The sequence below is a fragment of the Faecalibacterium sp. OF03-6AC genome (assembly GCF_003478175.1).
Lineage (GTDB): Bacteria > Bacillota > Clostridia > Oscillospirales > Ruminococcaceae > Faecalibacterium > Faecalibacterium taiwanense.
In genome coordinates, this window is sequence record NZ_QUEN01000007.1 from 47,603 (window position 1) to 69,614 (window position 22,012).

Below are 22,012 nucleotides of genomic sequence, written 5' to 3' on the forward strand. Positions count from 1 at the left end.
ATCAGTCGTCCCCCTTTGCCAAGCGGATGCGCGGGTCGATGATGCCGTACAGCAGGTCAACGACCAGCATGATGCCAATGTACATGGCACTGTAGATGAAGCTCAGGCTGATGACCACATTGTAGTCGTTGGACTGGATGGCCGTCACCAGCAGGCTGCCCACGCCGGGAATGGCGAAGATCTTCTCCACCACCAGCGAGCCGGTCATCAAGTCCACGATCAGCGGGGCCAGCACGGTGATAATGGGGATCAGCGCATTGCGCAGCGCGTGGCGGAAGATCAGCGCCGGGCCGGAAATGCCCTTGCTCTCGGCCAGCAGCATATAATCGGAGTCCAGAACTTCGATCATTTCACTGCGGGTAAAGCGGGCAATGGAAGCCATGGTGAACATGGACAGCGAGATGCTGGGCAGCACACTGGAGCCGAACACGTCCTTTGCGCTGAACAGCATGGGGAACCACTTGAGCTTGAAGCCAAAGGTATAGCTCAGGGCCAGTGCGATCACGTAAGACGGCACCGACACGCCGATGACCGAGATGATGGTGGCCAGAGTGTCGAAGATGGTGTCCCGCTTGAGGGCTGCAATGATGCCGAGCACAAGGCCCACGATGGCACCCAGTGTGACAGCCATGCCGCCCACACGGATGGAAATGGGCAGACGGGACTGGATCAGCTGGGAGATGGGCGTGTTCTTGGAGATATTGTAGCTTACGCCGAAGTCACCGCGCAGCATGTTGGTCACATAGCGGAAGAACTGCACATAGATGGGCTGATCCAGACCGTACTTTGCGTACAGGGATGCGCGCATTTCCGGCGTCAGCTTTTCATCGTTGAAGGGCGAACCGGGCATCAGCTGCATGAGGATGAACAACACCAGCAGGATGGCCAGCAGCGTAAACAACGAAGTGATGATACGCTTGAGCGTGTATTTTTTCACGTTGGGTAGACCCCCTTAAAGTTTCTTCTCCGCCCTGCACGGGGCAGAACGGCTCCCGCCTGCCGCGGTCAGCCGTGCACCGCACGCGGACAGTGCAAAAGCCAAAAAGTCGCACAGCGGCATTTTCGCTGCCACTGTGCGGCATTTCAGTTCTCGATCAGGATCAGACGCTCTTCTTTGCGTCCTTGTAGACGCGGTTCAGAGCAACCGGGTGGAAGTCCACGCCGGTCACGGCAGAAGAGATCATCTCGGCGTTGCACTGACCATACAGCGGGAAGATGGCGGCCTGCTCCAGCACGATGGACTCAGCGTCATACATGGCTTCCCAGCGACCCTCGGGATCGGTGCACAGATCACCGGTAGTGCACTCTGCGATGATGGCATCGTAGTCAGCGTCGCTCCACAGACCGTAGTTGTTGGAGTTGCCGGTGACCCACATGCCCAGATAGGTCATGGGATCGGCGTAGTCGGGGCCCCAGCGGGTCAGGCCGATCTCAAAGTTGCCGTCCTGCATATCCTGCACGCGCTGCTTCTTGGGCTCTACCTTCAGCTCCAGAGTAAAGCCGGGCAGAGTGGTCTGCAGCTGCTCCTGAACGACCTGAGCGACCTTCTGAGGAGCATCGTCGGCATCGACGACCATGGTGAAGGAGAAGGAATCCTTGCCCAGCTCAGCCTTGGCCTGCTCGTAGTACTCTGCAGCCTTGTCGGGATCGTATGCGCAGAACTCTGCAAACTTGGTCTGGTCGGCGCTGAAATCGCTGCCGTCCGGGCCGGTGGCGAACTGTGCGGGCACTGCGGTGTAGGCGGGAGAAGAGCCGTCCTTCAGCACGTCATTGGTGATGGAATCACGATCCAGTGCAAAGGTGATGGCACGGCGCAGGTTCAGGTTTGCCAGCTCCGGCACAGCGTCCATGTTGGGGCTGATGTACCACAGGTAGCCGGCGCCCACGCTGGTGAACTCGGGGTCGTCCTTGACCTGCTCCACCTGCTCGCCGTTCAGCAGGGTGATATCCAGATCGCCGTTCTGATAGCTCATCAGAGCCTGCTGGCTGTCCTTGATGACCTGATAGTTCAGGCCGTCCAGCGCAATGCGGTCGGCATCGTAGTAATCGGCGTTCTTCACCAGCTCAAAAGCGGTGGCGGCCGGCTCATAGCTGGTCAGCACGAATGCACCATTGGACAGCACGGTGTCTGCGCTGGTGCCGTAGGTATCGCCGCAGCTCTCAAAGAACTTCTGGTTCATGGGGTAGAAGGTGGGGAAGTACATCAGGCTCAGGAAGTAGCTGACCGGAACATTCAGCTCCACCTTCAGGGTCTTGTCATCCATAGCGGTGATGCCCAGATCGGTGACGGGCTTGTCGCCTGCAATGATCTCGGCGGCGTTGACCACCTGACCGATATCGCTCAGCATGTAGGCATACTCGGATGCGTTTGCGGGGTCAACAGCACGCTGCCAGCCAAACACGAAGTCTGCTGCGGTAACGGCATCGCCATTGGACCACTTTGCGTCCTTCAGGTGGAAGGTGTAGGTCTTGCCGTCCTCGCTCAGCTCATAGCTCTCTGCCAGAGCCTCCACGGCTGCACCGTTCGCATCCATCTGCATCAGGCCGTCGGTGTAGCATGCGATGACCTCAAAGGAGGTGCCATCGGTAGCCAGCTGGGGGTCCAGAGACTGGACTTCGGTCTCCAGCATGACGTTCAGCACACCGCCCTCAGCAGAGGCGGCTGCACCAGAAGCAGCGGTGGAGCCGGAAGCAGCGGTGCTGGAAGAGCCGCCGCAGGCAGTCAGAGCCAGTGCAGCAGCCGATACGCCTGCAGCAGCCAGGAAGCTGCGGCGAGAAATACGACGATCGAATTTCATATTTTTTCCCTCTCTCTTGCCTCAATGCTTTATTAAAGTAAAGCATTGAATGGTGAAAAATGCACAAAGGTTTTTTGCTCCTCCTCTGGAGCACTGCACACCTTTGTGCGATATCCGCATTATACGCTGTTCCACCTAAAAAAGAAAGGCTTCCGGCTGTTTTTCTGTGCTTTGACCAATGGTCAGTGAAAAATATGTTTTTATTTTTGTGCAGATTTGAAGATGTACTGTATTTTCGCAAAATACAGTTTCACGAAAACATGAGTTTTTTGTGTTTTTCCCGGAAACAGATGAAGAGATTTCACCTGTTTATTTTCATTTTTTGTGCATAAGTCGTACTTTCAACCCGTTTTTTGTGCACATACCAGACTCAAAAAATCCCTGCTGAAAACGCACCGTTCTCAGCAGGGAAACACCGTTTTTTCGTTTTTCAGGCAAACATCGCCACTACGTAAATCTCGCCGCCGTATTCAATGAACACCGCGCCCATCTGTGTGCGGCCTGCCGCATAGCTGCGCAGTGCACTGCCCGCCTCGCTCAGCGGCGGAGCATACAGGTAGCCGGTAAAGCCCCATTCGTTGTTCATTGCAAGGCCGATCACCACGCCTCTGGGCAGGAACAGAAAGCTGGTGGAATGATCGATAAAATCGTACACATTCTTGTCCAGCATGGCACCGGAGCCGGTGGTCATGGGCACCTTGCGTGTCAGCAGGCCGGACTGGGTGGTCAGCTGGGTGGAGTCCTCCACCAGCCAGTCTGCCAGACGGCTGGCTGCATCTTCCAGATCGGTATTATAGGTCAGGCTGGGGTCTACCTCTTTCATCAGGGCCTTGGCCTGTTCTGTATCCTTCTGCACCGTGCCGTCCATCAGTGCACTGCATCCGGCCAGCACCGCCAGTGCCAGTGCACCCGCCAGCAGGCAGGCCAGCCATTTTCTTGCATGTTTCATAGAGTGGTTCTCCCCTTTCGGTCTGTTTTTCTCCATGATACCTTTTTTGCCGCCGGATTACAAGCAGAAAAAAGCTGCTGTGCATCTGCACGGCAGCTTTTTGGGCAAAACTTTATTTTGCGTACTCCACAGCGCGGCTCTCGCGGATCACATTGACCTTGATCTGGCCGGGGTAATCCAGCGTGTCCTCGATCTTCTTGGCAATGGAGCGTGCCAGCAGGATCACCTGATCGTCGCTGATGACATCGGGCTTGACCATGATGCGCACTTCGCGGCCTGCCTGCACGGCAAAGGCCTGCTCCACGCCCTCGAAGCTGGAAGAGATCTCCTCCAGATTTTCCAGACGCTTGACGTAGCTTTCCACGTTCTCGCGGCGGGCACCCGGGCGTGCAGCGCTGATGGCGTCGGCAGCCTGAATGATGAAGGCCAGCGGAGTCTTAGGCTCCACGTCGCCGTGGTGAGCCTCGATGGCATGGATGATCTGGGTGTTTTCCTTGTACTTGCGGCAGATGTCCACACCGATCTGCACATGGCTGCCCTCGATCTCGTGATCCAGCGCCTTGCCGATATCATGCAGCAGGCCGGCACGGCGTGCCATGGTCACATTCACACCCATCTCGCCTGCCAGCAGACCGGCCACCCATGCCACCTCCATGCTGTGGTTCAGAGCGTTCTGGCCAAAGCTGGTGCGGTACTTGAGCCGGCCGATCAGTTTGATGAGGTCCGGGTGCAGGCCGTGGATGCCCAGCTCCATCACGGCACGCTCGCCCTCGCGCTTCATCTGCAGCTCCAGCTCGTGGCGGCACTTTTCCACCGTCTCCTCGATGCGGGCGGGGTGGATGCGGCCATCACCGATCAGGCGTTCCAGCGTCATGCGGGCCACCTCGCGGCGGGTCTGGTCGAAGGAGGACAGCGTAATGGCCTCCGGGGTATCGTCGATGATCAGGTCCACGCCGGTCGCGGTCTCCAGAGCGCGGATGTTGCGGCCTTCGCGGCCGATGATGCGGCCCTTCATTTCGTCGCTGGGCAGCGGCACCACGCTCACGGTGGTCTCGCTGCAGTGGTCGGCAGCGCAGCGGCTGACGGCCTGACCGATCAGGTTGCGGGCAATGTTGTCGCAGTTTTCCTTCAGGTCGGTCTCATAGGCGGCAACGCGCACAGCCTTTTCGTGGGTCAGTTCCTCGTCCACCTTGTGCAGCAGCACTTCGCGGGCATCCTCCTGACTCAGACCGGCCAGCGTTTCCAGCCGCTCCATCTCCTTGGCGCGCAGAGCATCGATCTCGGCCAGACGCTCCTCGGCCTCAGCGGCGCGCTTTTTCAGCTCCTCTTCCTTCTTTTCCAGTACCTCGGTCTTGCGGTCGAGGGCGGTTTCCTTCTGGTCGATGCGGTTCTCCTGACGGCTGATCTCCGCACGGCGCTGCTTGATCTCCTTATCGGCTTCTGCCTTCTGGGCATCCACCTCGGCCTTCAGCTTGAAGGCCTCGTCCTTTGCTTCCAGAACCGCTTCCTTGCGCTTCTGTTCTGCGGTCTTGATCGCTTCGTTCACAAGGCGGGTCGCCTCGGCTTCTGCGCTGCCGATCTGGGCTTCGGCGGTCTTTTTACGGTTGTTGTAGCCAATAAAATAGCCCGCACCAACGCCGATCACAGCAACGATCAGGGCCACGATCACTCCAATCGCGGTCATCGCGTTTCACTCTCCTTTGTTAGAATTCAAAATTCTGAATCATAAGCAGGAGACGCTGTAGGGCAGGTGTAGGCTGCAAACATTTTTATAAGCGAGCTTTCAATGCAAAAAGTGGCAACAAAACCACACGCACGGCCAATGCCGCACGGACAGGCTGCAAGCTTTTCTATCTACGGTTCTATCTTATATAAAAACAGGCAGGCTCTGCCTGTAAGGGACACGGGTCACGGGAACGACCTGCACACAGCGTCTTTTATTCCATACTACTAATTATAGTACGAAACATTTGCCCGCTTGTCAAGAGGAAAACCCTGCCCCGCAGAACATTTTGTGCAGAAAACAGGGACAGTATCCGCACCGGATGCCGTCCCCGTTCCCGTTTATTCCAGATACATCCTGCGCAGGCGCATCAGGCGCGCAGGGGTCAGGCCGTATTCGGCTTCCAGATAGTTCTCGGCGCTGCCGTATTTTGCGCGGATGGTGCGCAGCACAAAGGGTGCGGCTGCCGGGTCCACGCCCGCCTTGCGGTAATAGCGCATCCGGCAGGCCGGGTTTGCCGCGATCTCTTCGGCGTGCTCCGCCAGCACTGCGTCGATCTCAGCCTTGCGGCAGAGGTTCGTGCGCTCATAGTCCGCACAGATCGTCTCATCCGAAGCGCCCAGTGCCAGCAGAATGAGCATGGCCGCCACGCCGGTGCGGTCCTTGCCGGCCGAGCAGTGGAACAGGATGGGGGTCTCGCCTGCTTCCAGCGCACGGAACAGCTCCTTGAACGCCTTGTTGCCAAACAGCATCCGCTCGTACATCGCCTGCATGAAGGTGCTACCGTCGGCGCTTTCTTCATGGCCCTTCATCAGGGCGGCGATACCATCCGGCGCAAAGGAGATCTCGTGGCCGTCCTCGGCGCACAGGCCGCAGATCTGCACCAGACGTGCACCGTCCGGTACGTAGTCCGGTTCTTTCTGCACTTCCCCGCTGCTGCGCAGATCAAGGATCAGGCGCAGGCCCAGCGCGTCCAGCTTCGCGCGGTCGGCTTCACCGGTGAGCTTGCAGGTAGGGATGCCGCGCCAGATCTGGCCCCACTTGATATGCTTGCCCTCGTCGGCTTCGTAACCGCCCAGCTCCCGGAAGTTGGTGCCGCCGGCAAAATCCAGCTGGGTGCCGGGCACCGGGTGGGCCGGTGCAGCCTTTGCCGCAGCACTGGACAGCACCGGGAAATTGTAGAACGGCTTTGCGGGCCGTCCGCGGCGAGGCGGCAGGCTGGCCGAACCGCCCAGCACCTCCATCAAGTAGCTGCGCAGCAGGTCGATGTAGGCAGAGGAATGATCCCGCCGCTGCACCAGTGAGACGCACAGCGGGGGCAGATCTTCCAGCAGCACATCCCGCACACGGTCCAGTTCCCGTCTGGCTCCCGGTTCATAGCGGGTCAGACAGGTGCAAAGCTGCTCCTGCACAAGATAATAGGCCTGATAAAAGCTGGGGCCGATCTCCGCATTCGGCGCAAAGCCCGACCGGGCGCAGGCCGACCACAGCGGGCTGAACAGATCCTGCCGCAAGCTGGGCAGCAGCACCCGCTGACCGCGCAACTCTGCCAGCGGGATGCTCTCCTTATCCCAGAACGCGTGCCCCCGAGGCACCAGCAGGCAGGCAGGGTCCGCCCGCAGGGTGGTGCGGGCCAGTACCGGCGCAGCACAGCCCAGATCGATGACCAGACCCGCGTCCAGCTCCCCCTGCTCCACATCGTCCGCCACCGCATCGTTGTCCATCATGCGGAAGCGCATCTCCACATGGGGGTACTGCTGGCGGAACTTGTCCAGCTGGGTCTCCAGCCCGGGCAGGTAGTCCGGCACCAGCGACACGCTGATGCCGATGCGCACCGGCTGCGCCGACTGGATCTCGGCCCGCAGGGATGCCTGCATCTGCTGGAACTGCTCCACTACCGGCGCGGCATGGCGCTGCAGGCTCATGCCGCGGTCGGTAAGGGTGAGCTTGTGGTGGGCGCTGAGGAACAGCGGCCCGCACAGCTCGGCCTCCAGCGCAGAGATGCTCTGCCGCAGTGCCTGCCGTGACAAAAACAGCCGCTGTGCCGCGCGGCTGTAATTCATTTCATCGCACAATACCAGAAAGTAGTGCAGCTGGCGGATATCCATGGTTTCCTCCCTGAGAAAAGTGTCATATATAAAAGAATACCGCCTTTTTGCGCGATTGTAAAGCCGTTGGCAGCAAAAAACTGCCGCACAGCATTGCACCGTGCGGCAGTCAGAGCGCGGAACGATCAGATCAGGCTCAGAGCTTCCTCGTCGCCCACCAGCGTGAAATCCGGATGCATCTGCAGGATGCTTGCGGGCACCTCCGGAGTGACGGGGCCGAAGAATGCCTTCTTGACGATCTCGGCCTTGCCTGCGCCGTTTGCCACCATGAGCACCTTGCGTGCCTGCATGATGGTCTTGATGCCCATGGTATAAGCCTGCTTGGGCACCAGATCCACATTGCCGTCAAAGAAGCGCTTGTTTGCCTCAATGGTCTCGGCGGTCAGGTCCACACAGTGGGTCTCCAGCTCAAAGGCTTCGCCCGGCTCGTTGAAGCCGATGTGACCGTCGTGGCCGATGCCCAGCAGCTGCAGGTCGATGCCGCCCACAGCGTGGATGATCTGGTTGTACTTTGCGCAGGCATCCTCTGCATCGGGGTTGGTGCCGTCCGGCAGGTTGATCTTTGCAGGGTCGATGTTCACCTTGTCGAACAGGTTGCGGTGCATGAAGCTCCAGTAGCTTTCTGGGTGCTCCTTGGGCAGGCCGCGGTACTCGTCCAGATTGACGGTGGTCACCTCAGAAAAATCGATGTCGCCCTTGTTGTACCAGTCCACCAGCTGTGCATACGCGCCCACAGGGGTGCCGCCGGTCGCCAGACCCAGCACGCAGTTGGGCTTCATAATGACCTGTGCCGAAATGATATTGGCTGCCTTGCGGGACATATCCGCATAATCCTTTGCACGAATGATCTTCATTACAAACGACCTCACTTATCATCTTTTTTTGCCGCTCTGCACGGGCTGCGCAGAGCACTTCTGCATTTAGTTTATCACATTTCGCAGACAAGCGCCAGTCATCCCGGCCATCTTTTCGGCGTGTTTGCACAAAAAGATGCAAAGTCCCGACGTTCGGGCCGGCATTTCCGGTCATAAACGCGCAAAAACGCCGCCGGGCGTTTCCACACCGGCGGCGCTGCATGTTGAAAGATCAGTTCCCGCTGCACAGGCCGCAGACGGAACAGGCGGCGGGGGTGGCGGCACAGCCGCCAAGGGCGGTCTCGCGCAGCTCGGCGGGCAGGCGCTTGCCCACGGCGTACATGGCATCCAGCATCTGGTCGAAGGGGATCAGCTGGCGGATGCCGCTCAGGGACAGTTCTGCTGCAATAAGGGCGTTGGCCACACCGGCAGCGTTGCGGTTCTGGCAGGGATACTCCACCAGCCCGCCTACGGGGTCGCACACAAGGCCCAGCATGTTCATCAGCACGGTGGAAGCTGCATCCAGACACTGCTGCGGGTCGCCGCCCATCAGCTCCACGGCGGCAGAAGCAGCCATGGCAGACGCAATGCCCACCTCGGCCTGACAGCCGCCCACGGCACCGGCCACGGTGGCGTTGCGCATGGCAAGATAGCCCACGGCACCGGCGTTGAACAGGGCATCCACGATGCGCTGGTCGGAGATGCGGTAGCACTCCTGCAGGGCCAGCATCATGCCCGGCACCACGCCTGCAGAGCCTGCGGTGGGTGCAGCCACGATCAGGCCCATGGAAGCGTTCACTTCCAGCACGGCCATGGCGTAGGTCATGGCCTTCTGCAGCACATCGCCGCAGATGTTTTTCTTCTTATTATAATGTGTTTCCAGCTTTTTGGCCTCGCCGCCGATCAGGCCGCCCATGGATTTGATGGGCTTTTTCAGCGGCTGGGTGGCAGAAGCGCGCATGATCTCCCATGCCTTTGCCATGCGGTGATCCACAGCATCCCGGGGCGTTTCGCCCAGAATGCATTCCCGCTGGCGCATCACTTCCGAAATGGGCAGTTGGTTTTCCTCGCACAGGTCCAGCAGCTCCTTGGCGGACTTGAAATCCATGTTCATCGCTCGTCCCTCCTTACGGCTGCACGACCATTACATCGTTGATGTTCGGGTTTGCCAGCAGCAGCTGATCCACACCCTCGGGCAGGCGCTCATCCGACTCCACGATGGTGTAAGCCGTGTGCCCCTTTTCCTCGCGGAACAGACGCATGAACGCGATGTTCACGCTGCGGTCGCTGAGGATCTTGGTGATGTGGGCCACCACGCCGGGCTTGTCCTTCTGCACCACGATGAGGGCGTTGTACTCGCCGGTAAAGTCCACCTCCACGCCGTTGATCCGCACGATGCGCACCTTGCCGCCGCCAAGCGATTCACCGCGCACGGTCATCACCTGACCGGCCGCATTCTCCATGCGGATATCCACCGTGTTGGGGTAGATGTCGGTCTCCACCTCATTGGGGGTGAAGCTGTAGCCAAGGCCGCGGTCGGTGGCAATGGCAAAGGAATCCCGGATGCGGGTATCATCGGCCGAAAAGCCCATGATGCCGCCCAGCAGGGCGCGGTCGGTGCCGTGGCCGTGGTAGGTCTTGGCAAAGGAGCCGTAGAGGGTAAAGTCCACCCGCTTCAGCGGCGGGGCGATCATCTTCTGTGCCAGAAAGGCGATGATCTCCGCACCTGCGGTGTGGGAGCTGGAAGGGCCGATCATGTTCGGGCCCAGAACATCAAAAACACTGATAAATGCCATGGGGTGTCACTCCTGTCAGGTCAAGAACCGCGCAGGGCGCATCAGACGCTTGCGCTGCTCTTGTTGATGAACTTCTGGTAGATGGTCTCCACGATGACACCGATGGCGTTGTCGCCGGAGACGTTGCAGGCAGTGCCGAAAGAGTCCTGGGTGATGTACAGAGCCACCATGATGGCGCAGATGGAGCCATTGGGGTCGCCGGCCTCAGCGCCGAAGATCATGTACAGAAAGGGCAGAGCGGTCATGATGGAACCGCCGGGAGCACCGGGAGAAGCCACCATGGCAACGCCCAGAGTCATGATGAAGGGCACCACGGTAGCAAGACTGATGGGCAGCTGGTTCATCAGGCAGACGGCGGTGGCGCAGGCGGTAATGGTGATCATGGAGCCTGCCATGTGGATGTTGGCGCACAGAGGCACCACGAAGTTGCGGATCTGCTCGCTGATGCCGTCAGCCGCAGCGCACTGCAGGTTGACCGGGATGGTGGCTGCAGAGGACTGGGTGCCCAGAGCGGTGGTGTAGCCGGGGATCTGGTTGCGGATCATCTTGAAGGGGCTCTTGTGGCTCACAGCGCCTGCAACGCAGAACTGCAGGAAGATGCAGATCAGGTGCATGATGATGACCACCAGGAACACCTTCCACAGGATGCCCAGAATGGCAAAGGTCTTGCCGGACTTGGTCATGTCGATGAAGGTGCCGCAGACGTACAGGGGCAGCAGCGGGATGATGACGCTGTGCAGCACCTGATCGATGATGCCGGAGAAGTCCTTCATGCCGTTGTAAAGTGTATCACCGATGGTCTTGCCGCGCAAGGTGGACATGCACAGGCCCAGCACAAAGGCCAGCACCACGGCAGAGAGGGTGTCCAGAATGGGCGGGATGGAGATGGAGATGTAGCTGGCCAGAGAGTTGTCAGCCGTGGCGGCGATCTGTTCCAGAGCGCCTTCGCTCATGAAGCTGGGGAACAGGTTTGCAGACACCAGATAGGATGCCGAGCCTGCGATCAGAGTGGAGCCGTAGGCCAGAGCCACCGTGATGAGCAGCAGCTTGCCTGCGCCGCTCTTCAGGTCGGCAATGCCCATGGTGACGTAGGCCACGATCATCAGCGGGATGACGAACTTCAGGAACGAGCTGAAGATGCTGGATGCCGTGACGACGACCCGGCAGAACCACACCGGGAAGAACTGGCCGATGATGATGCCCAGCACGATGGCGATGAGCAGCTTCGGCAGCAGTCCGAGCTTGAATTTTTTCTTTTCCATAAGAATAAAATCCTCCTTTTCCTATCCTGACCTTTGTGCGGCACCTGACAGCGCTCTCTCCGCCGCAGCCCGCACGGCCAGTCTTTCACGAAACGTCAAATTTTCACTTGACGTGTTGACACATTTAGTTTAACATAGACATATGCATGATTCAAATTCATAAAACTAAAGTTATAGTTTAAAAATATTAATAGCAAAGGAGCTTTGCCATGGAAGTGCGCCAGCTGAACACCCTGATCCGTGCCGCCCAATTCCAGAGCTTTTCCAAGGCAGCGGAAAGTCTGGGCTATTCCCAGTCTGCCGTTACCGTGCAGATCAAAGCGCTGGAAGAAGAGCTGGGTGTGCGCCTGTTCGACCGCATGGGCAAGCGGGTGATCCTGACCGCACAGGGCCAGTGCTTTCTGGAATACGCCAACAGCATTCTGGATACCATCCACAATGCCCGCCGCGCCCTGAGCGAGGATGCCGAGCTGGAGGGCTGCCTGCACATCGGCACGCTGGAATCTCTCTGCTTTTTCCGTCTGCCCGGCCTGATGCATCAGTTCCGGGTGGAACACCCCAAAGTCAGCCTTCGGGTCACTACCGGCTCCCCGGAAGAGCTGATCGAAAAGATGGAGCGCGGCGAGGTGGACCTCATCTGCATTCTGGACGAGCCCCGCTACTCCAACAGCTGGCACAAGTGCAACGAGGTGCCGGAGGAGGTGGTGTTCGTGGCTTCCCCGGACATCGACCTCGGCCACCCCGGCCCGTACCGGGTAGCAGAGCTTCTGGACAAGCCCTTCTTCCTCACCGAACGCAACGCCAACTACCGCCGCACCTTTGACCGGTTTCTGGCTTCCCGCCAGATCGAGCTGACCCCCAGCCTTGAGATCAGCGATACCTCCTTTATCATCAAGATGCTGGAGCGCTCCTCCGGCATTTCCCTGCTGCCGCGCTTCGCTGTGGCCGAGCCTGCGTCCAGAGGAGATCTGCGCATTCTGGAGGTGTCAGACTTCCGGCTGACCATGTACCGCCAGATGTTCTACCACAAGGATAAATGCTGCACCCGGGAAATGGACGCCTTCATCCAGCTGGCCTCCGGGCCGGACCTTCCGCTTTTATAATACAGATAATACAGAAAGCAGCAGACCCCCGGACGGTAAACCGCCCGGGGGTCTGCTGTGCTGAGGAGATTTCAGGAATTTGCAAAGCATTGCGCAGACTGTGTGCAGGCACAGCCCCGCAGATGAGGATGATCAGGCAAAGAAGGAGATGATGAGTGCCACCAGGAAGCCGACGCCGCCCACCAGAGTTTCCATGATGGTCCAGGTCTTGAGGGTGGTCTTTTCATCCATGCCCACCAGGCTTTTCACCAGCCAGAAGCCGGAGTCATTGAAGTGGGAGCACACGGTGGAGCCGCCGGCGATGGCAGCGGTGACGCAGGCCAGATACAGCGGGCTCAGTTCGCTGATGCCGGGCATGGCGGAGATGATGCCTGCTGCCATGGTCATAGCCACGGTAGAGGAACCAACGGAGATGCGCACCAGAGCAGCCACGATGAAGGCCACCAGAACCAGCGGCAGGCTGGCGTTTGCCACGGCGTTGCCGATGACATCGCCCAGACCGGAGTTCTGCAGCATGTAGCGCAGCACGCCGCCGCAGGCAGTGACCAGCAGGATCATGCCGGTGGGCTCAAGGGACTTGGTCATGATCTTTTCCAGCTGGGCATTGTTATAGCCGTGACGGGTACCCAGCAGATACATAGCAGCGATGGTAGCCAGCAGCAGAGCCATGAAGGGCTCACCGAGGAAGGCCAGAACGGGCTGGATGCCAGCCAGAGCGGGCACCACTTTTGCCACAGAGTTTGCAATGATGAGGACCAGCGGGATCAGGATGATGCCCACGATGGTGCCGAACTTGGGCAGCTTGCTCTCGTCGATGTCTGCCTGCTGTGCAACGTGCTCGGGCACCTCGATCATATACTTCTTGCCGCAGATGGAGCCCCAGATGGGACCGGCAGCGATCATGGCGAAGATGCCGCAGAAGATGCCGATGAGGATGACCCAGCCCAGATCAACGCCCAGCATGCTGGCCACCAGAACGGGGCCCGGCGTGGGAGGGATGAAGGCGTGGCCGACAGCCAGACCGGCCAGCAGAGGGATGACATAGTACAGGACCGAGCGCTTGGTGCGCTTTGCCAGCGAGAAGGCCAGCGGGATCAGGATGATCAGGCCGGCATCAAAGAACACCGGCATGGCCACCACCAGACCCGTGATGCCCAGTGCCCACGCGGCTTTTTCGTCGCCGAACCTGCGCACCATGGTCACGGCCAGCGTCTGTGCGCCGCCGGATTCTTCCAGAATGGCACCGAACATGGAGCCAAGGCCCACCAGAAGAGCGATGCCCTTTAAGGTGTTGCCGATGCCTTCGTTGACCGAACCGATGATGTCAGACAGAGGCATACCGGCCATTAGGCCGATGCCCACCGCACCGATCAGGATGGAGATCATGGCGTGGACTTTGAACTTGATGATGAGGATGAGCAAAAGGATCAGGCCCGCCACCGCGGCGAACACGAGCCGTGCGGCGTCCGGGGATGCAACAGCTGTCATAAACGTTTCCTCCATTTTTTGATGTTTTGTGTGCTTTGGGTCTTATTTCAGCGCCGTCCCCCGCAGACGGACACCGGATCCCGATGGTTTTTATAGACGAAGCAATATCCGCTTTTTTGTTTTTGGCGTAACTTTATCCAGACCGTTCAGCAAAACAACGCCGAACAGTTGATTTTTTGTTTTTGGTTTTTATCGCAAACGAAGCGTTTTTACTCCATATATGCACCCTTCATGGGGCTGACGGCGTGCTGAGAGTAGAGCTTCAGCAGGCCCTTGGTGTACTTGGGAGCCTTGGGCTTCCAGTTGGCACGGCGCTGGGCAAGGATGGCCTCCATCTCCTCGGGGGTCTTTTCCTCACCGTTCACGCCCACGATGGCAAGCTGACGGTTCGGCACATCGATGCGGATGAGATCGCCCTCTTCCACCAGAGCGATGGGGCCGCCCACAGCGGCCTCCGGGCTGACATGGCCGATGACCGGGCCGCGGCTTGCGCCGGAGAAGCGGCCGTCGGTGATGAGCGCCACGCTGGAAGCCAGCTTCGGGTCGGCGCAGATGGCCTCGCCGGTGTAGAACATCTCGGGCATGCCGCTGCCGCGGGGGCCTTCGTAACGGATGAAGATGGCATCTCCGGGCTGGACCTGCTTGTTCAGAACGGCACTGATGCACTCTTCCTCGCTGTCAAAGGGCTTTGCGCGCAGGGTGGCGTGGAACATGTTCTTGGGGCAGGCGGTGTGCTTGATGACACTGCCCTCCGGGGCCAGATTGCCCTTCAGGATGGCGATGCTGCCGTCGGTGCCCTTGGCATTGTCAAAGCTGTGGATGATATCCTCGCGGGTGACTTTGATGCCCAGACCCTTGGTCTTTTCCTGCAGGATCTCGTCGCAGTGCTCGTAGAAGCCGTTCTTCTTCAGTTCTTCCAGGTTTTCGCCCAGGGTCTTGCCGGTGACAGTCATCACGTCCAGATGCAGCATGGACTTGATCTCTTCCATCACGCGGGGCACGCCGCCTGCATAGTAGAAGTACTGTGCGGGCCAGTCGCCGGAAGGACGGATGTTCAGCAGATAGTGTGCACCGCGGTGCATCCGGTCAAAGGTGTCGGCATCGATCTCAAAGCCGAACTCGTGTGCAATGGCGGGCAGATGCATGGTGGCATTGGTGGAGCCGGAGATGGCGGCGTGCACCATGATGGCGTTTTCAAAGCTCTTCATGGTGACGATGTCCTTGGCCTTGATGCCCTCGGCCACCAGCTTCATCACCTGAACGCCGGCATCATAGGCAGCCTGCTTCAGCTCCGGGGCGGTGGCCGGCATCAGGGCGGTGCCGGGCAGCATCAGGCCCAGAGCCTCGGCCATGATCTGCATGGTAGAAGCGGTGCCCATAAAGGAGCAGGCACCGCAGCTGGGGCAGGCATTGTGCTTGTAGTAGTCCAGCTGCTCGTTGGGGATCACGCCCGTCTTTTCCCATGCGTCGAACTTGCCGATCTGTTCCAGCGTCAGCAGGTCGTTGATGGCGCAGGCGGGGTCGTTGACCACGTACTTCTTGGGCAGGGTGTGGGCTTCCATCACGCCGCCGGTGACTACGATGGCGCTCATATCCTTCAGGCGGCCAATGCTCATCAGCATGGCGGGCATGGACTTGTCGCAGCTGGCGATGAACACGCCGCCGTCGTACACGGTTGCGTTGGCCTGAGCCTCCACCAGATTCACGATGGCGTCACGGTGTGGCAGCGAGTAGTTGATGCCGTCGTGGCCCTGTGCGATGCCGTCGCACATATCGGTTGCAAAATAGCGTGCAGCCTTGCCGCCGTGGGTGTTGACTGCCTGTACAGCCTCCTTCACGAACTGATCCAGATGGGCGCTGCCGGGGTGGCTGTCGCCAAAGGTGCTCTCCACCATAATCTGGGGCTTTGCAAGGTCGTCCACCTTCCAGCCCATGCCGATCTTCAGCGGATCGTTTTCCGGTGCCAGTTTACGCACTGCCTGAGAACGCAGTTCCATGATCATACCTCCAAAATGCTCTTTTTCTGCTTTGCAAATCGTCCTTTTGACTGTCGGACATCTTACATGTTCATTTTAATCAAGTCCCGCCTCGTTTGCAAGTTGTCGCAGTCAGAACCCACTTTATAACAATAACCAGCCCAGTTTTTCGTGCACATTGCTCTGAAATCTTGGATACATCATAGAATCTAACCAGTTTTTCGACTTTTCTGTTTCATTCGTCTTAAAAAGTCATCAGACAACTTCAGGCATAAAAAGTCCCCGCACAGACCTTGCACTGTGCGGGGACGTAAAATGCAGCGGCATCAGTCTTCCCATTCGCCGTCGTAAAGCTTTCGGATGCAGTTGCGGTTGAAGTTCAGGTGCATCACCATGGCAGACCGGGCACCAATGGGGTCATGCCGGGCAATGGCTTCGGTGATCATGCGGTGGGTCAGGATGGTCTCCTCCGTCAGCTTTTTGTGGGTGACGTTCACGAACATCATGACCGCCGTATCGATAATAGGGATCAGCTGCTCCACCACCATGTTCTTGCTGCTCTCGGCAATGCAGGTGTGGAACGCGATATCGTCCTCAATGTACAGATCCCCGCTGTGGATCTTGCTCTCCACCCGGTCGCACAGGCGCTGGATGCGTTCAATGTCCTCGTCAGTGGCGTTCAGCGCTGCCATCTCGGCCATGCCCGGTTCCAGCAGCAGGCGCACGTTCACCAGATCCAGCGCCAGTGCGTTCTTGTCCTGCACGCTGCGCAGGTTCAGCGGGTCCGAAAGGCCCTTGGCGGTCGTGACCACATAGGTGCCGGAGCCCCGCCGCACCTCCACGATGCCCTTGCTGGAAAGCAGCTTCACGGCTTCGCGCACCGTGCTGCGGCCCACACCAAATTTTTCGCCCAGCTCAAATTCATTGGGCAGCTTGGCTCCCGGCTCCAGCGGGGTATCCAGAATATAGTGGTAAATTTCGTCCTCCACCTGTTCGGCAAGGAGTTTGTTTTTCAGATGGGAAAATTCGCTCATGGTTGCTCCCTCCCCTGTTTTTTAATTTATTATAAGGCCGGGCAGCAGACAAAAGCAAGGGCCGTCCTCATTCAAAGACAGCCCTTGCTTTTGGGTATTTTATTCGTTTGCGGCCTTTTCCAGCTCCGCTTCCTCTGCGGCGGCTTCGGCCTCCTCCTGCTTCTGGTACTCCAGGAAAGCCGACCACATGGGTTCGATGTCCTTGCCCTTCACCCTGCGGTCGAAGTAGTTGCGGGTGATGTCCACCACAGTGCCGGACAGCACCAGCACGCCGATCAGGTTCGGGATCATCATCAGACCGTTGAAAGTGTCGGAAAGATCCCACGCAAGGCCCAGCTTCATGGTGGCACCCACCACGGTCATGCACACAAAGACCACCTTGTAGATGCGGCTGCCGGTGGTGCCGAAGAGATACTCCACGGCCTTGGTGCCGTAGTGGCTCCAGCCCAGCGTAGTGGAGTAGGCAAACAGCAGAATGGAGATGGCAATGAACTTGGGGCCAAAGCTGCCAAATGCGGCGGTGAAGGCCTGACCCACCAATGCGTTGTCCTGCACACCGGCCAGTACAGCGCCGCTCTGCAGGTCTACCACGCCGGTGGTCAGGATGACCAGAGCAGTGAGCGTGCAGACCACGATGGTATCGGCAAACACCTCAAACACGCCCCACATGCCCTGATGCACCGGCTCCTTGACGTTGGAAGCGGAGTTGACCATGACGGCAGAGCCGAGACCGGCTTCGTTGGAGAAGGCACCGCGCTTGAAGCCCCAGGTGATGGTCTGGCTGATGCCGTAGCCCAGCGCACCGCCGCCTGCCGCGTTCAGGTTGAACGCACCCTTGAAAATAGCCGCAAATGCCGCCGGGATGTTGCCCGCGTGCAGCACTACGATGATGAGCGCGCCTGCAATGTAGAACAGGGCCATGAGCGGCACCAGCTTTTCGGTAACAGCGGCAACGCGCTTCAAACCGCCAATGACGATAAGGGCCGTGACCACCATCAGGCACAGGCCGGTGACGAGGGTCGGTACGCCAAAAGCAGCGTTCATGTTGCCCGCGATGGAATTGATCTGGCTCATGTTGCCAATGCCGAAGGAAGCCAGAATGCAGAAGCAGGCAAACAGCACTGCCAGCACCTTGCCCAACTGTTTGCAGCCCTTCTTTGCGCCAAGACCATCGGTGAGGTAGTACATGGCACCGCCCGACCACTCGCCTTTTTCGTTTTTGCGGCGGTAGTACACGCCCAGCACATTCTCCGAAAAGCTGGTCATCATGCCAAGCAATGCCATGACCCACATCCAGAAGATGGCACCCGGCCCACCGGAAACGATGGCCGTTGCCACACCCACGATGTTGCCGGTGCCGATGGTGCCCGCCAGCGCCGTGCACATGCTCTGGAACTGGCTGATGGCCATATCCTCCTTGCTGGTGTGCGCGGTGATGTCCTTGTTGGTGAAGATCGCGCCGATGGTGTGCCGGAGCCAGTAGCCCATTTTGCGGAACTGGAAAAAGCCCGTGCGGGCGCTCATCCAGAAGCCGGTGCAGAACAGCAGTGCCAGACCAAACGGCCCCCACACCACGCCATTGATGGCATTGTTCACCTGCGTGATCATCTCGACCATTCTCTCTTTCCCCCTATACACAAAACAAAAGCGGACAGAACCCACCAAAGGCTCTGCCCGCAAAATTCGGAGCGCTCTCATTTTCCGCAGCCGGGGTGCGCCACATTCCCGGCTGCGCCCCATTGCGCAAAGACGATGGCTCTGTCCTTTTGCCTGAGAGATACAGCCGCTTTCCCTGCGGCCTTACACCTTCGGCACCCACTTTACAAGCGGGCTTCTCCAGAGTGCACGGTCTTTCCCCGCCGTGCACGTCTTTTTCAGTTCTTCCGGCGCACAGTTGTGCGCGATAGAAAGACTATACCATATTCTGTCCTTGTGCGCAAGACATTTTGTATATCATACGCTGCTTTTTCATCTGTTATGCCGACAGATGAATTTTGTTTTGGTATTACTTTTATCCGCACTCATCATAGCGCTGCCATAAATTTATTTTACTTTTCTTTCGGCTCTGCGCCTTCAAACCCCCGGGCTTTGCCATCCGGGCTGGCATCGCCGTTTTCTTTCGCGGTTTCGTAAGAATCTGTGCCGTAATAGGCGCTGGCGGGGCCGATCTCCAGCCAGAAGTCCTCCCGTTCTTTCTCTGTGGTCGGTGCTGTCTCTTTTTTGTTTTTCATCTGCAAACGCCTCCTTTTCTGCATAAAGTCTTGCCTGCAGGCCAAAGCTTTATGCAAAGGAAAGGCGGTGTATCCCATGCGCAGTGGAGGTTGGAAGCCCTTTTGGGCAGCACTGTTTGCTTCGCTGCTGGTGCTGGTGCCGCTGGTGGGCGGCACGGTGCTGCTGTCCCGTCAGCAGCTGCGCACCCAGCTGCGGCAGGCTGCCCGCAGCGAGAGCGGTGTGCCCATCCAGCTGCCCAAGACCACCGACCAGCTCACTGTGCTGCTGTGCGTCTCCGGCGAACAGCCCGGCTTTGTGCTGGCCTACCTGAACGCCAGCCAGAACTGCGTGCATCTGCTCAGCGTGCCTGCCGTGCTCACCGTGCCTTTTGCAGAAGAAGAAACATCCCTTGCCCGCTGCTATGCCGCCGCTGGCCCGGCCCGCTGCCGCGAAGCGCTGGCACAGGTGCTGGCCCTGCCGGAGGGCACAAGGTATCTGGCCTTTTCTCCCGATGTGCTGGAGCGTATTGCCAGCCGGTACGGGCCGGTGCGGGTAGGCTTTACCGGCGCACTGACCGAGGAAGAGCTTGCCCGCTATGGCCGCAGCCGGGCCGTGCAGGGCATTTCCGCCGGGGACGCGCACAAATTCCTGTGCCAGCTGCAGGCCGACGAAGCCTTTTCACCCGTACGCACCGCAGCGGCCCGCGCTGCCGTGTGGGATGCGTTTTTCCGGCAGGATCTGGACCTGCTGCCCGCCACCCTGCCGGATGCCCTGCGTGCCAGCAGTTCGGCCCTGCTCACCGACCTGACCGCGCTGGACTATGACGCTTTGGAGCGCACTCTGGAATTTCTTGCCAACAACAGCGCCGCTGTGGCGGCGCAGGCCCTGCCCGGTCAGTGGGATGCCGCCAGCGGCACTTACACGGTCACGGATGCTTCCCGCGCTGCCATGCAGACCTTTTTCAATGTTTCGCCCACCGAGGCGCAGGCCTCGTCCTTCAGCGAGCCATAACCCAGCACCAGCGTGCCTACCGCTGAGGGTGCTTCTCCGGTCAGGTCGTAATCGCTCAGCAGGCTCAGCTGCACGCCTTCGGCTTCCGCCGCGCAGCGCAGCGCAGCATCCGGCGGCGGGTCTTTGAGCTTTGCCAGCAGGTGCAGGCCGGTGTGCAGGCCCGCAAGGGTCAGCTCGCCGGGAGCAAAGGCAGTGTTCAATGCTGCCTCCAGCGCGTCCCGCCGGGCCTTGTAGGCCACCCGCTCCCGGGCCAGATGCCGGGTGAAGTAGCCCTCGGTGATAAAGCGGGCCAGCGTCTGCTGCTCGAACCGGCTCACCGTGCCGGAGTACAGGCGGTATTTTTTCCGCCATGCAGGCAGAAGATGCTCCGGCAGCACCATATAGGCGATACGGATGCTGGGAGCCAGACTGCGGGAGCAGGTGGAGAGGTACACCACCGGGCCGTCTGCACCCGCCATGCCCTGCAGGCTGGGCAGAGGCCGGGTATCAAAACGGAACTCCGAATCGTAATCATCTTCTATAATATACCGCCCGCCCGGCCTGCGGGCTGCCCAGTGCAGAAGCTCGGCCCTGCGGCCCGCAGGCATGGTAACGCCTGTGGGGAACTGGTGGCTGGGCGTGACGTAGCACACCGCTGCATCCGACCGGTTCAGTGCTTCCACCGAAAGGCCGTCCTCGTCCACCGGTAGGCAGCAGCAGTGCACACCGTTGTTCTGCAGCACCTGCAAAGCACGGGGGTAGCCCGGCGTTTCCACCGCTGCAGGGCCGGGCAGCAGCGGTGCCAGCAGGCCCAGCAGATATTCCAATCCCGCGCCCACCACGATCTGATGCGGCCCGCACTGCACACCGCGGTATTCAGAGAGATATTCCGCCAGCGCCTGCCGCAGGGCCGGGTCGCCCTGCGCATCGCCGTGGGTGAGCAGCTGGGGCGAGGAATAGAGCAGCTCCTTTTGCAGCCGCGCCCATGTGCGGAACGGGAACAGCTCCGGGTCTACCCCGCGGGTGGAAAGGTCGTACCGCACCGGCAGCACAGGCGGTTCCGGTTTTGGCGGTGCGGGCTGTTCCGGCCCGCTGGCAGGCCGGGACGGCAGGGCCAGATATTCCTGTACATAAAAGCCGCTGCGCTCCCGCGATTCCAGATACCCTTCCGCCGCCAGCATCTGATAGGCGGCATCCACCGTATTCACCGAGACGGACAGCTCTGCCGCCAGCCGCCGCTTGCCGGGCATCCGGGTGCCCGCCGCAAGGGTGCCGCTTCGCATCTCTCCGGCAAGGCTGCGGTACAGCTGTTCGTACAGCGGCACGCCAGAAGAAGCATCCAGCGCCGTGGTCAGATGGACCATAAATCATCCCTCCTGTCTGGGTATTGCGTCAAACTGACCCCATGAAAAAACTTTATTCTGGGTATTTTCATGGTGTCAGTTCTGCGTATAATAGGAGCATACCCGCTGGACACCCAAATGTCAAGTAGGATTGTAGGTAAGTGGTTGCGAAGCAATCAAAGCCCCAGTGGGGCTTTGAAGCGGCGAACGGTCTTGCCGCGGGCAAGACGGAAGGGCCTCGCCCTGACAAGTTCGCGTTTGTGAAGCGAAGCGGAACAATAAAGTCCCCAGTGGGGACTTTAAGCGACCGAACGGTCTTGCCACAGGCAAGATGGAAGGGCCTCGCCCTGACAAGTTCGCATGGGTTTTGGCTGGTA

Annotated in this window: 17 protein-coding genes and 1 riboswitch; of the genes, 2 read left to right on the top strand and 15 right to left on the bottom strand. The window is 59.3% G+C overall.

Features of this window, described 5'->3' with window-relative positions:
• Window position 1: 1 nt before the first annotated feature.
• From DXA66_RS09355 to DXA66_RS09395, 9 genes are all read right to left on the bottom strand, one after another.
• Window positions 2-937, bottom strand: coding sequence for an ABC transporter permease (locus tag DXA66_RS09355; RefSeq protein ID WP_005936865.1), 936 nt, complete (start codon window positions 935-937; stop codon window positions 2-4).
• 163 nt (window positions 938-1,100) lie between these two features.
• Window positions 1,101-2,798 carry a peptide ABC transporter substrate-binding protein gene (locus tag DXA66_RS09360; RefSeq protein ID WP_118528418.1) on the bottom strand — a complete coding sequence of 566 codons (1,698 nt, stop codon included), beginning with the start codon at window positions 2,796-2,798 and terminating at the stop codon, window positions 1,101-1,103.
• A 430-nt stretch (window positions 2,799-3,228) separates the two neighbouring features.
• The gene (locus DXA66_RS09365) at window positions 3,229-3,747 is read right to left on the bottom strand and encodes a hypothetical protein (RefSeq protein WP_118528420.1); all 519 of its coding nucleotides are present in this window, start codon (window positions 3,745-3,747) and stop codon (window positions 3,229-3,231) included.
• Between the two features lie 112 nt (window positions 3,748-3,859).
• Complete coding sequence (gene rny / locus DXA66_RS09370; RefSeq protein ID WP_118528422.1) at window positions 3,860-5,431, bottom strand: ribonuclease Y; 1,572 nt, start codon at window positions 5,429-5,431, stop codon at window positions 3,860-3,862.
• A 380-nt stretch (window positions 5,432-5,811) separates the two neighbouring features.
• A complete protein-coding gene (locus DXA66_RS09375; protein ID WP_118528424.1) occupies window positions 5,812-7,578 on the bottom strand; it encodes a tyrosine-protein phosphatase in 1,767 nt (588 codons plus the stop codon).
• A 125-nt stretch (window positions 7,579-7,703) separates the two neighbouring features.
• A complete protein-coding gene (gene nagB, locus DXA66_RS09380) occupies window positions 7,704-8,432 on the bottom strand; it encodes a glucosamine-6-phosphate deaminase (protein ID WP_118528426.1) in 729 nt (242 codons plus the stop codon).
• A gap of 232 nt (window positions 8,433-8,664) precedes the next feature.
• Window positions 8,665-9,540 (bottom strand): L-serine ammonia-lyase, iron-sulfur-dependent, subunit alpha, encoded by an 876-nt coding sequence (gene sdaAA / locus DXA66_RS09385; RefSeq protein ID WP_118528591.1) that lies wholly within the window; start codon window positions 9,538-9,540, stop codon window positions 8,665-8,667.
• A gap of 19 nt (window positions 9,541-9,559) precedes the next feature.
• Window positions 9,560-10,228: an L-serine ammonia-lyase, iron-sulfur-dependent subunit beta gene (gene sdaAB, locus DXA66_RS09390; RefSeq protein ID WP_118528428.1), complete on the bottom strand. Its 669-nt coding sequence runs from the start codon at window positions 10,226-10,228 to the stop codon at window positions 9,560-9,562.
• Between the two features lie 41 nt (window positions 10,229-10,269).
• A complete protein-coding gene (locus DXA66_RS09395) occupies window positions 10,270-11,490 on the bottom strand; it encodes a dicarboxylate/amino acid:cation symporter (protein WP_118528430.1) in 1,221 nt (406 codons plus the stop codon).
• Window positions 11,491-11,699: 209 nt separating this feature from the next.
• Between DXA66_RS09395 and DXA66_RS09400 the strand changes: the two genes are divergently transcribed.
• Window positions 11,700-12,593, top strand: coding sequence for a LysR family transcriptional regulator (locus DXA66_RS09400; RefSeq protein ID WP_118528432.1), 894 nt, complete (start codon window positions 11,700-11,702; stop codon window positions 12,591-12,593).
• 132 nt (window positions 12,594-12,725) lie between these two features.
• Here DXA66_RS09400 and DXA66_RS09405 read toward each other — a convergent pair whose 3' ends face one another.
• From DXA66_RS09405 to DXA66_RS09425, 5 genes are all read right to left on the bottom strand, one after another.
• Window positions 12,726-14,081: a GntP family permease gene (locus DXA66_RS09405; RefSeq protein WP_118528434.1), complete on the bottom strand. Its 1,356-nt coding sequence runs from the start codon at window positions 14,079-14,081 to the stop codon at window positions 12,726-12,728.
• A 209-nt stretch (window positions 14,082-14,290) separates the two neighbouring features.
• Window positions 14,291-16,078, bottom strand: a complete 1,788-nt coding sequence (gene ilvD, locus DXA66_RS09410; protein ID WP_118528436.1) for a dihydroxy-acid dehydratase — start codon at window positions 16,076-16,078, stop codon at window positions 14,291-14,293.
• Between the two features lie 305 nt (window positions 16,079-16,383).
• Entirely contained in the window at window positions 16,384-17,091 is a 708-nt protein-coding gene (locus DXA66_RS09415; protein ID WP_118528438.1) for a FadR/GntR family transcriptional regulator, read from the bottom strand.
• A 99-nt stretch (window positions 17,092-17,190) separates the two neighbouring features.
• Window positions 17,191-18,708, bottom strand: a complete 1,518-nt coding sequence (locus tag DXA66_RS09420) for a sodium:alanine symporter family protein (protein WP_118528440.1) — start codon at window positions 18,706-18,708, stop codon at window positions 17,191-17,193.
• A 131-nt stretch (window positions 18,709-18,839) separates the two neighbouring features.
• Window positions 18,840-18,941: riboswitch (glycine riboswitch) on the bottom strand.
• A gap of 198 nt (window positions 18,942-19,139) precedes the next feature.
• Window positions 19,140-19,322 carry a hypothetical protein gene (locus tag DXA66_RS09425; RefSeq protein ID WP_118528442.1) on the bottom strand — a complete coding sequence of 61 codons (183 nt, stop codon included), beginning with the start codon at window positions 19,320-19,322 and terminating at the stop codon, window positions 19,140-19,142.
• A 76-nt stretch (window positions 19,323-19,398) separates the two neighbouring features.
• On the opposite strand from DXA66_RS09425, the gene DXA66_RS09430 reads away from it, so the two are divergent.
• The gene (locus tag DXA66_RS09430; RefSeq protein WP_118528444.1) at window positions 19,399-20,313 is read left to right on the top strand and encodes a hypothetical protein; all 915 of its coding nucleotides are present in this window, start codon (window positions 19,399-19,401) and stop codon (window positions 20,311-20,313) included.
• Here DXA66_RS09430 and DXA66_RS09435 read toward each other — a convergent pair.
• Window positions 20,220-21,656 (bottom strand): PLP-dependent aminotransferase family protein, encoded by a 1,437-nt coding sequence (locus DXA66_RS09435; RefSeq protein WP_118528446.1) that lies wholly within the window; start codon window positions 21,654-21,656, stop codon window positions 20,220-20,222. The two genes, DXA66_RS09430 and DXA66_RS09435, sit on opposite strands and share 94 nt — an antisense overlap.
• Window positions 21,657-22,012: the final 356 nt, after the last annotated feature.

What these genes read in the sequence shown, in the direction of transcription:
- DXA66_RS09400 (WP_118528432.1), top strand. Translation starts at nt 11,700, where the DNA reads ATGGAAGTGCGCCAGCTGAACACCCTGATCCGTGCCGCCCAATTCCAG.
- DXA66_RS09395 (WP_118528430.1), bottom strand. Translation starts at nt 11,490, where the DNA reads ATGGAAAAGAAAAAATTCAAGCTCGGACTGCTGCCGAAGCTGCTCATC.
- sdaAA (WP_118528591.1), bottom strand. Translation starts at nt 9,540, where the DNA reads ATGGATTTCAAGTCCGCCAAGGAGCTGCTGGACCTGTGCGAGGAAAAC.
- nagB (WP_118528426.1), bottom strand. Translation starts at nt 8,432, where the DNA reads ATGAAGATCATTCGTGCAAAGGATTATGCGGATATGTCCCGCAAGGCA.
- DXA66_RS09405 (WP_118528434.1), bottom strand. Translation starts at nt 14,081, where the DNA reads ATGACAGCTGTTGCATCCCCGGACGCCGCACGGCTCGTGTTCGCCGCG.
- DXA66_RS09375 (WP_118528424.1), bottom strand. Translation starts at nt 7,578, where the DNA reads ATGGATATCCGCCAGCTGCACTACTTTCTGGTATTGTGCGATGAAATG.
- rny (WP_118528422.1), bottom strand. Translation starts at nt 5,431, where the DNA reads ATGACCGCGATTGGAGTGATCGTGGCCCTGATCGTTGCTGTGATCGGC.
- DXA66_RS09430 (WP_118528444.1), top strand. Translation starts at nt 19,399, where the DNA reads ATGCGCAGTGGAGGTTGGAAGCCCTTTTGGGCAGCACTGTTTGCTTCG.
- DXA66_RS09435 (WP_118528446.1), bottom strand. Translation starts at nt 21,656, where the DNA reads ATGGTCCATCTGACCACGGCGCTGGATGCTTCTTCTGGCGTGCCGCTG.
- DXA66_RS09420 (WP_118528440.1), bottom strand. Translation starts at nt 18,708, where the DNA reads ATGGTCGAGATGATCACGCAGGTGAACAATGCCATCAATGGCGTGGTG.
- DXA66_RS09365 (WP_118528420.1), bottom strand. Translation starts at nt 3,747, where the DNA reads ATGAAACATGCAAGAAAATGGCTGGCCTGCCTGCTGGCGGGTGCACTG.
- DXA66_RS09360 (WP_118528418.1), bottom strand. Translation starts at nt 2,798, where the DNA reads ATGAAATTCGATCGTCGTATTTCTCGCCGCAGCTTCCTGGCTGCTGCA.
- DXA66_RS09415 (WP_118528438.1), bottom strand. Translation starts at nt 17,091, where the DNA reads ATGAGCGAATTTTCCCATCTGAAAAACAAACTCCTTGCCGAACAGGTG.
- DXA66_RS09425 (WP_118528442.1), bottom strand. Translation starts at nt 19,322, where the DNA reads ATGAAAAACAAAAAAGAGACAGCACCGACCACAGAGAAAGAACGGGAG.
- sdaAB (WP_118528428.1), bottom strand. Translation starts at nt 10,228, where the DNA reads ATGGCATTTATCAGTGTTTTTGATGTTCTGGGCCCGAACATGATCGGC.
- ilvD (WP_118528436.1), bottom strand. Translation starts at nt 16,078, where the DNA reads ATGGAACTGCGTTCTCAGGCAGTGCGTAAACTGGCACCGGAAAACGAT.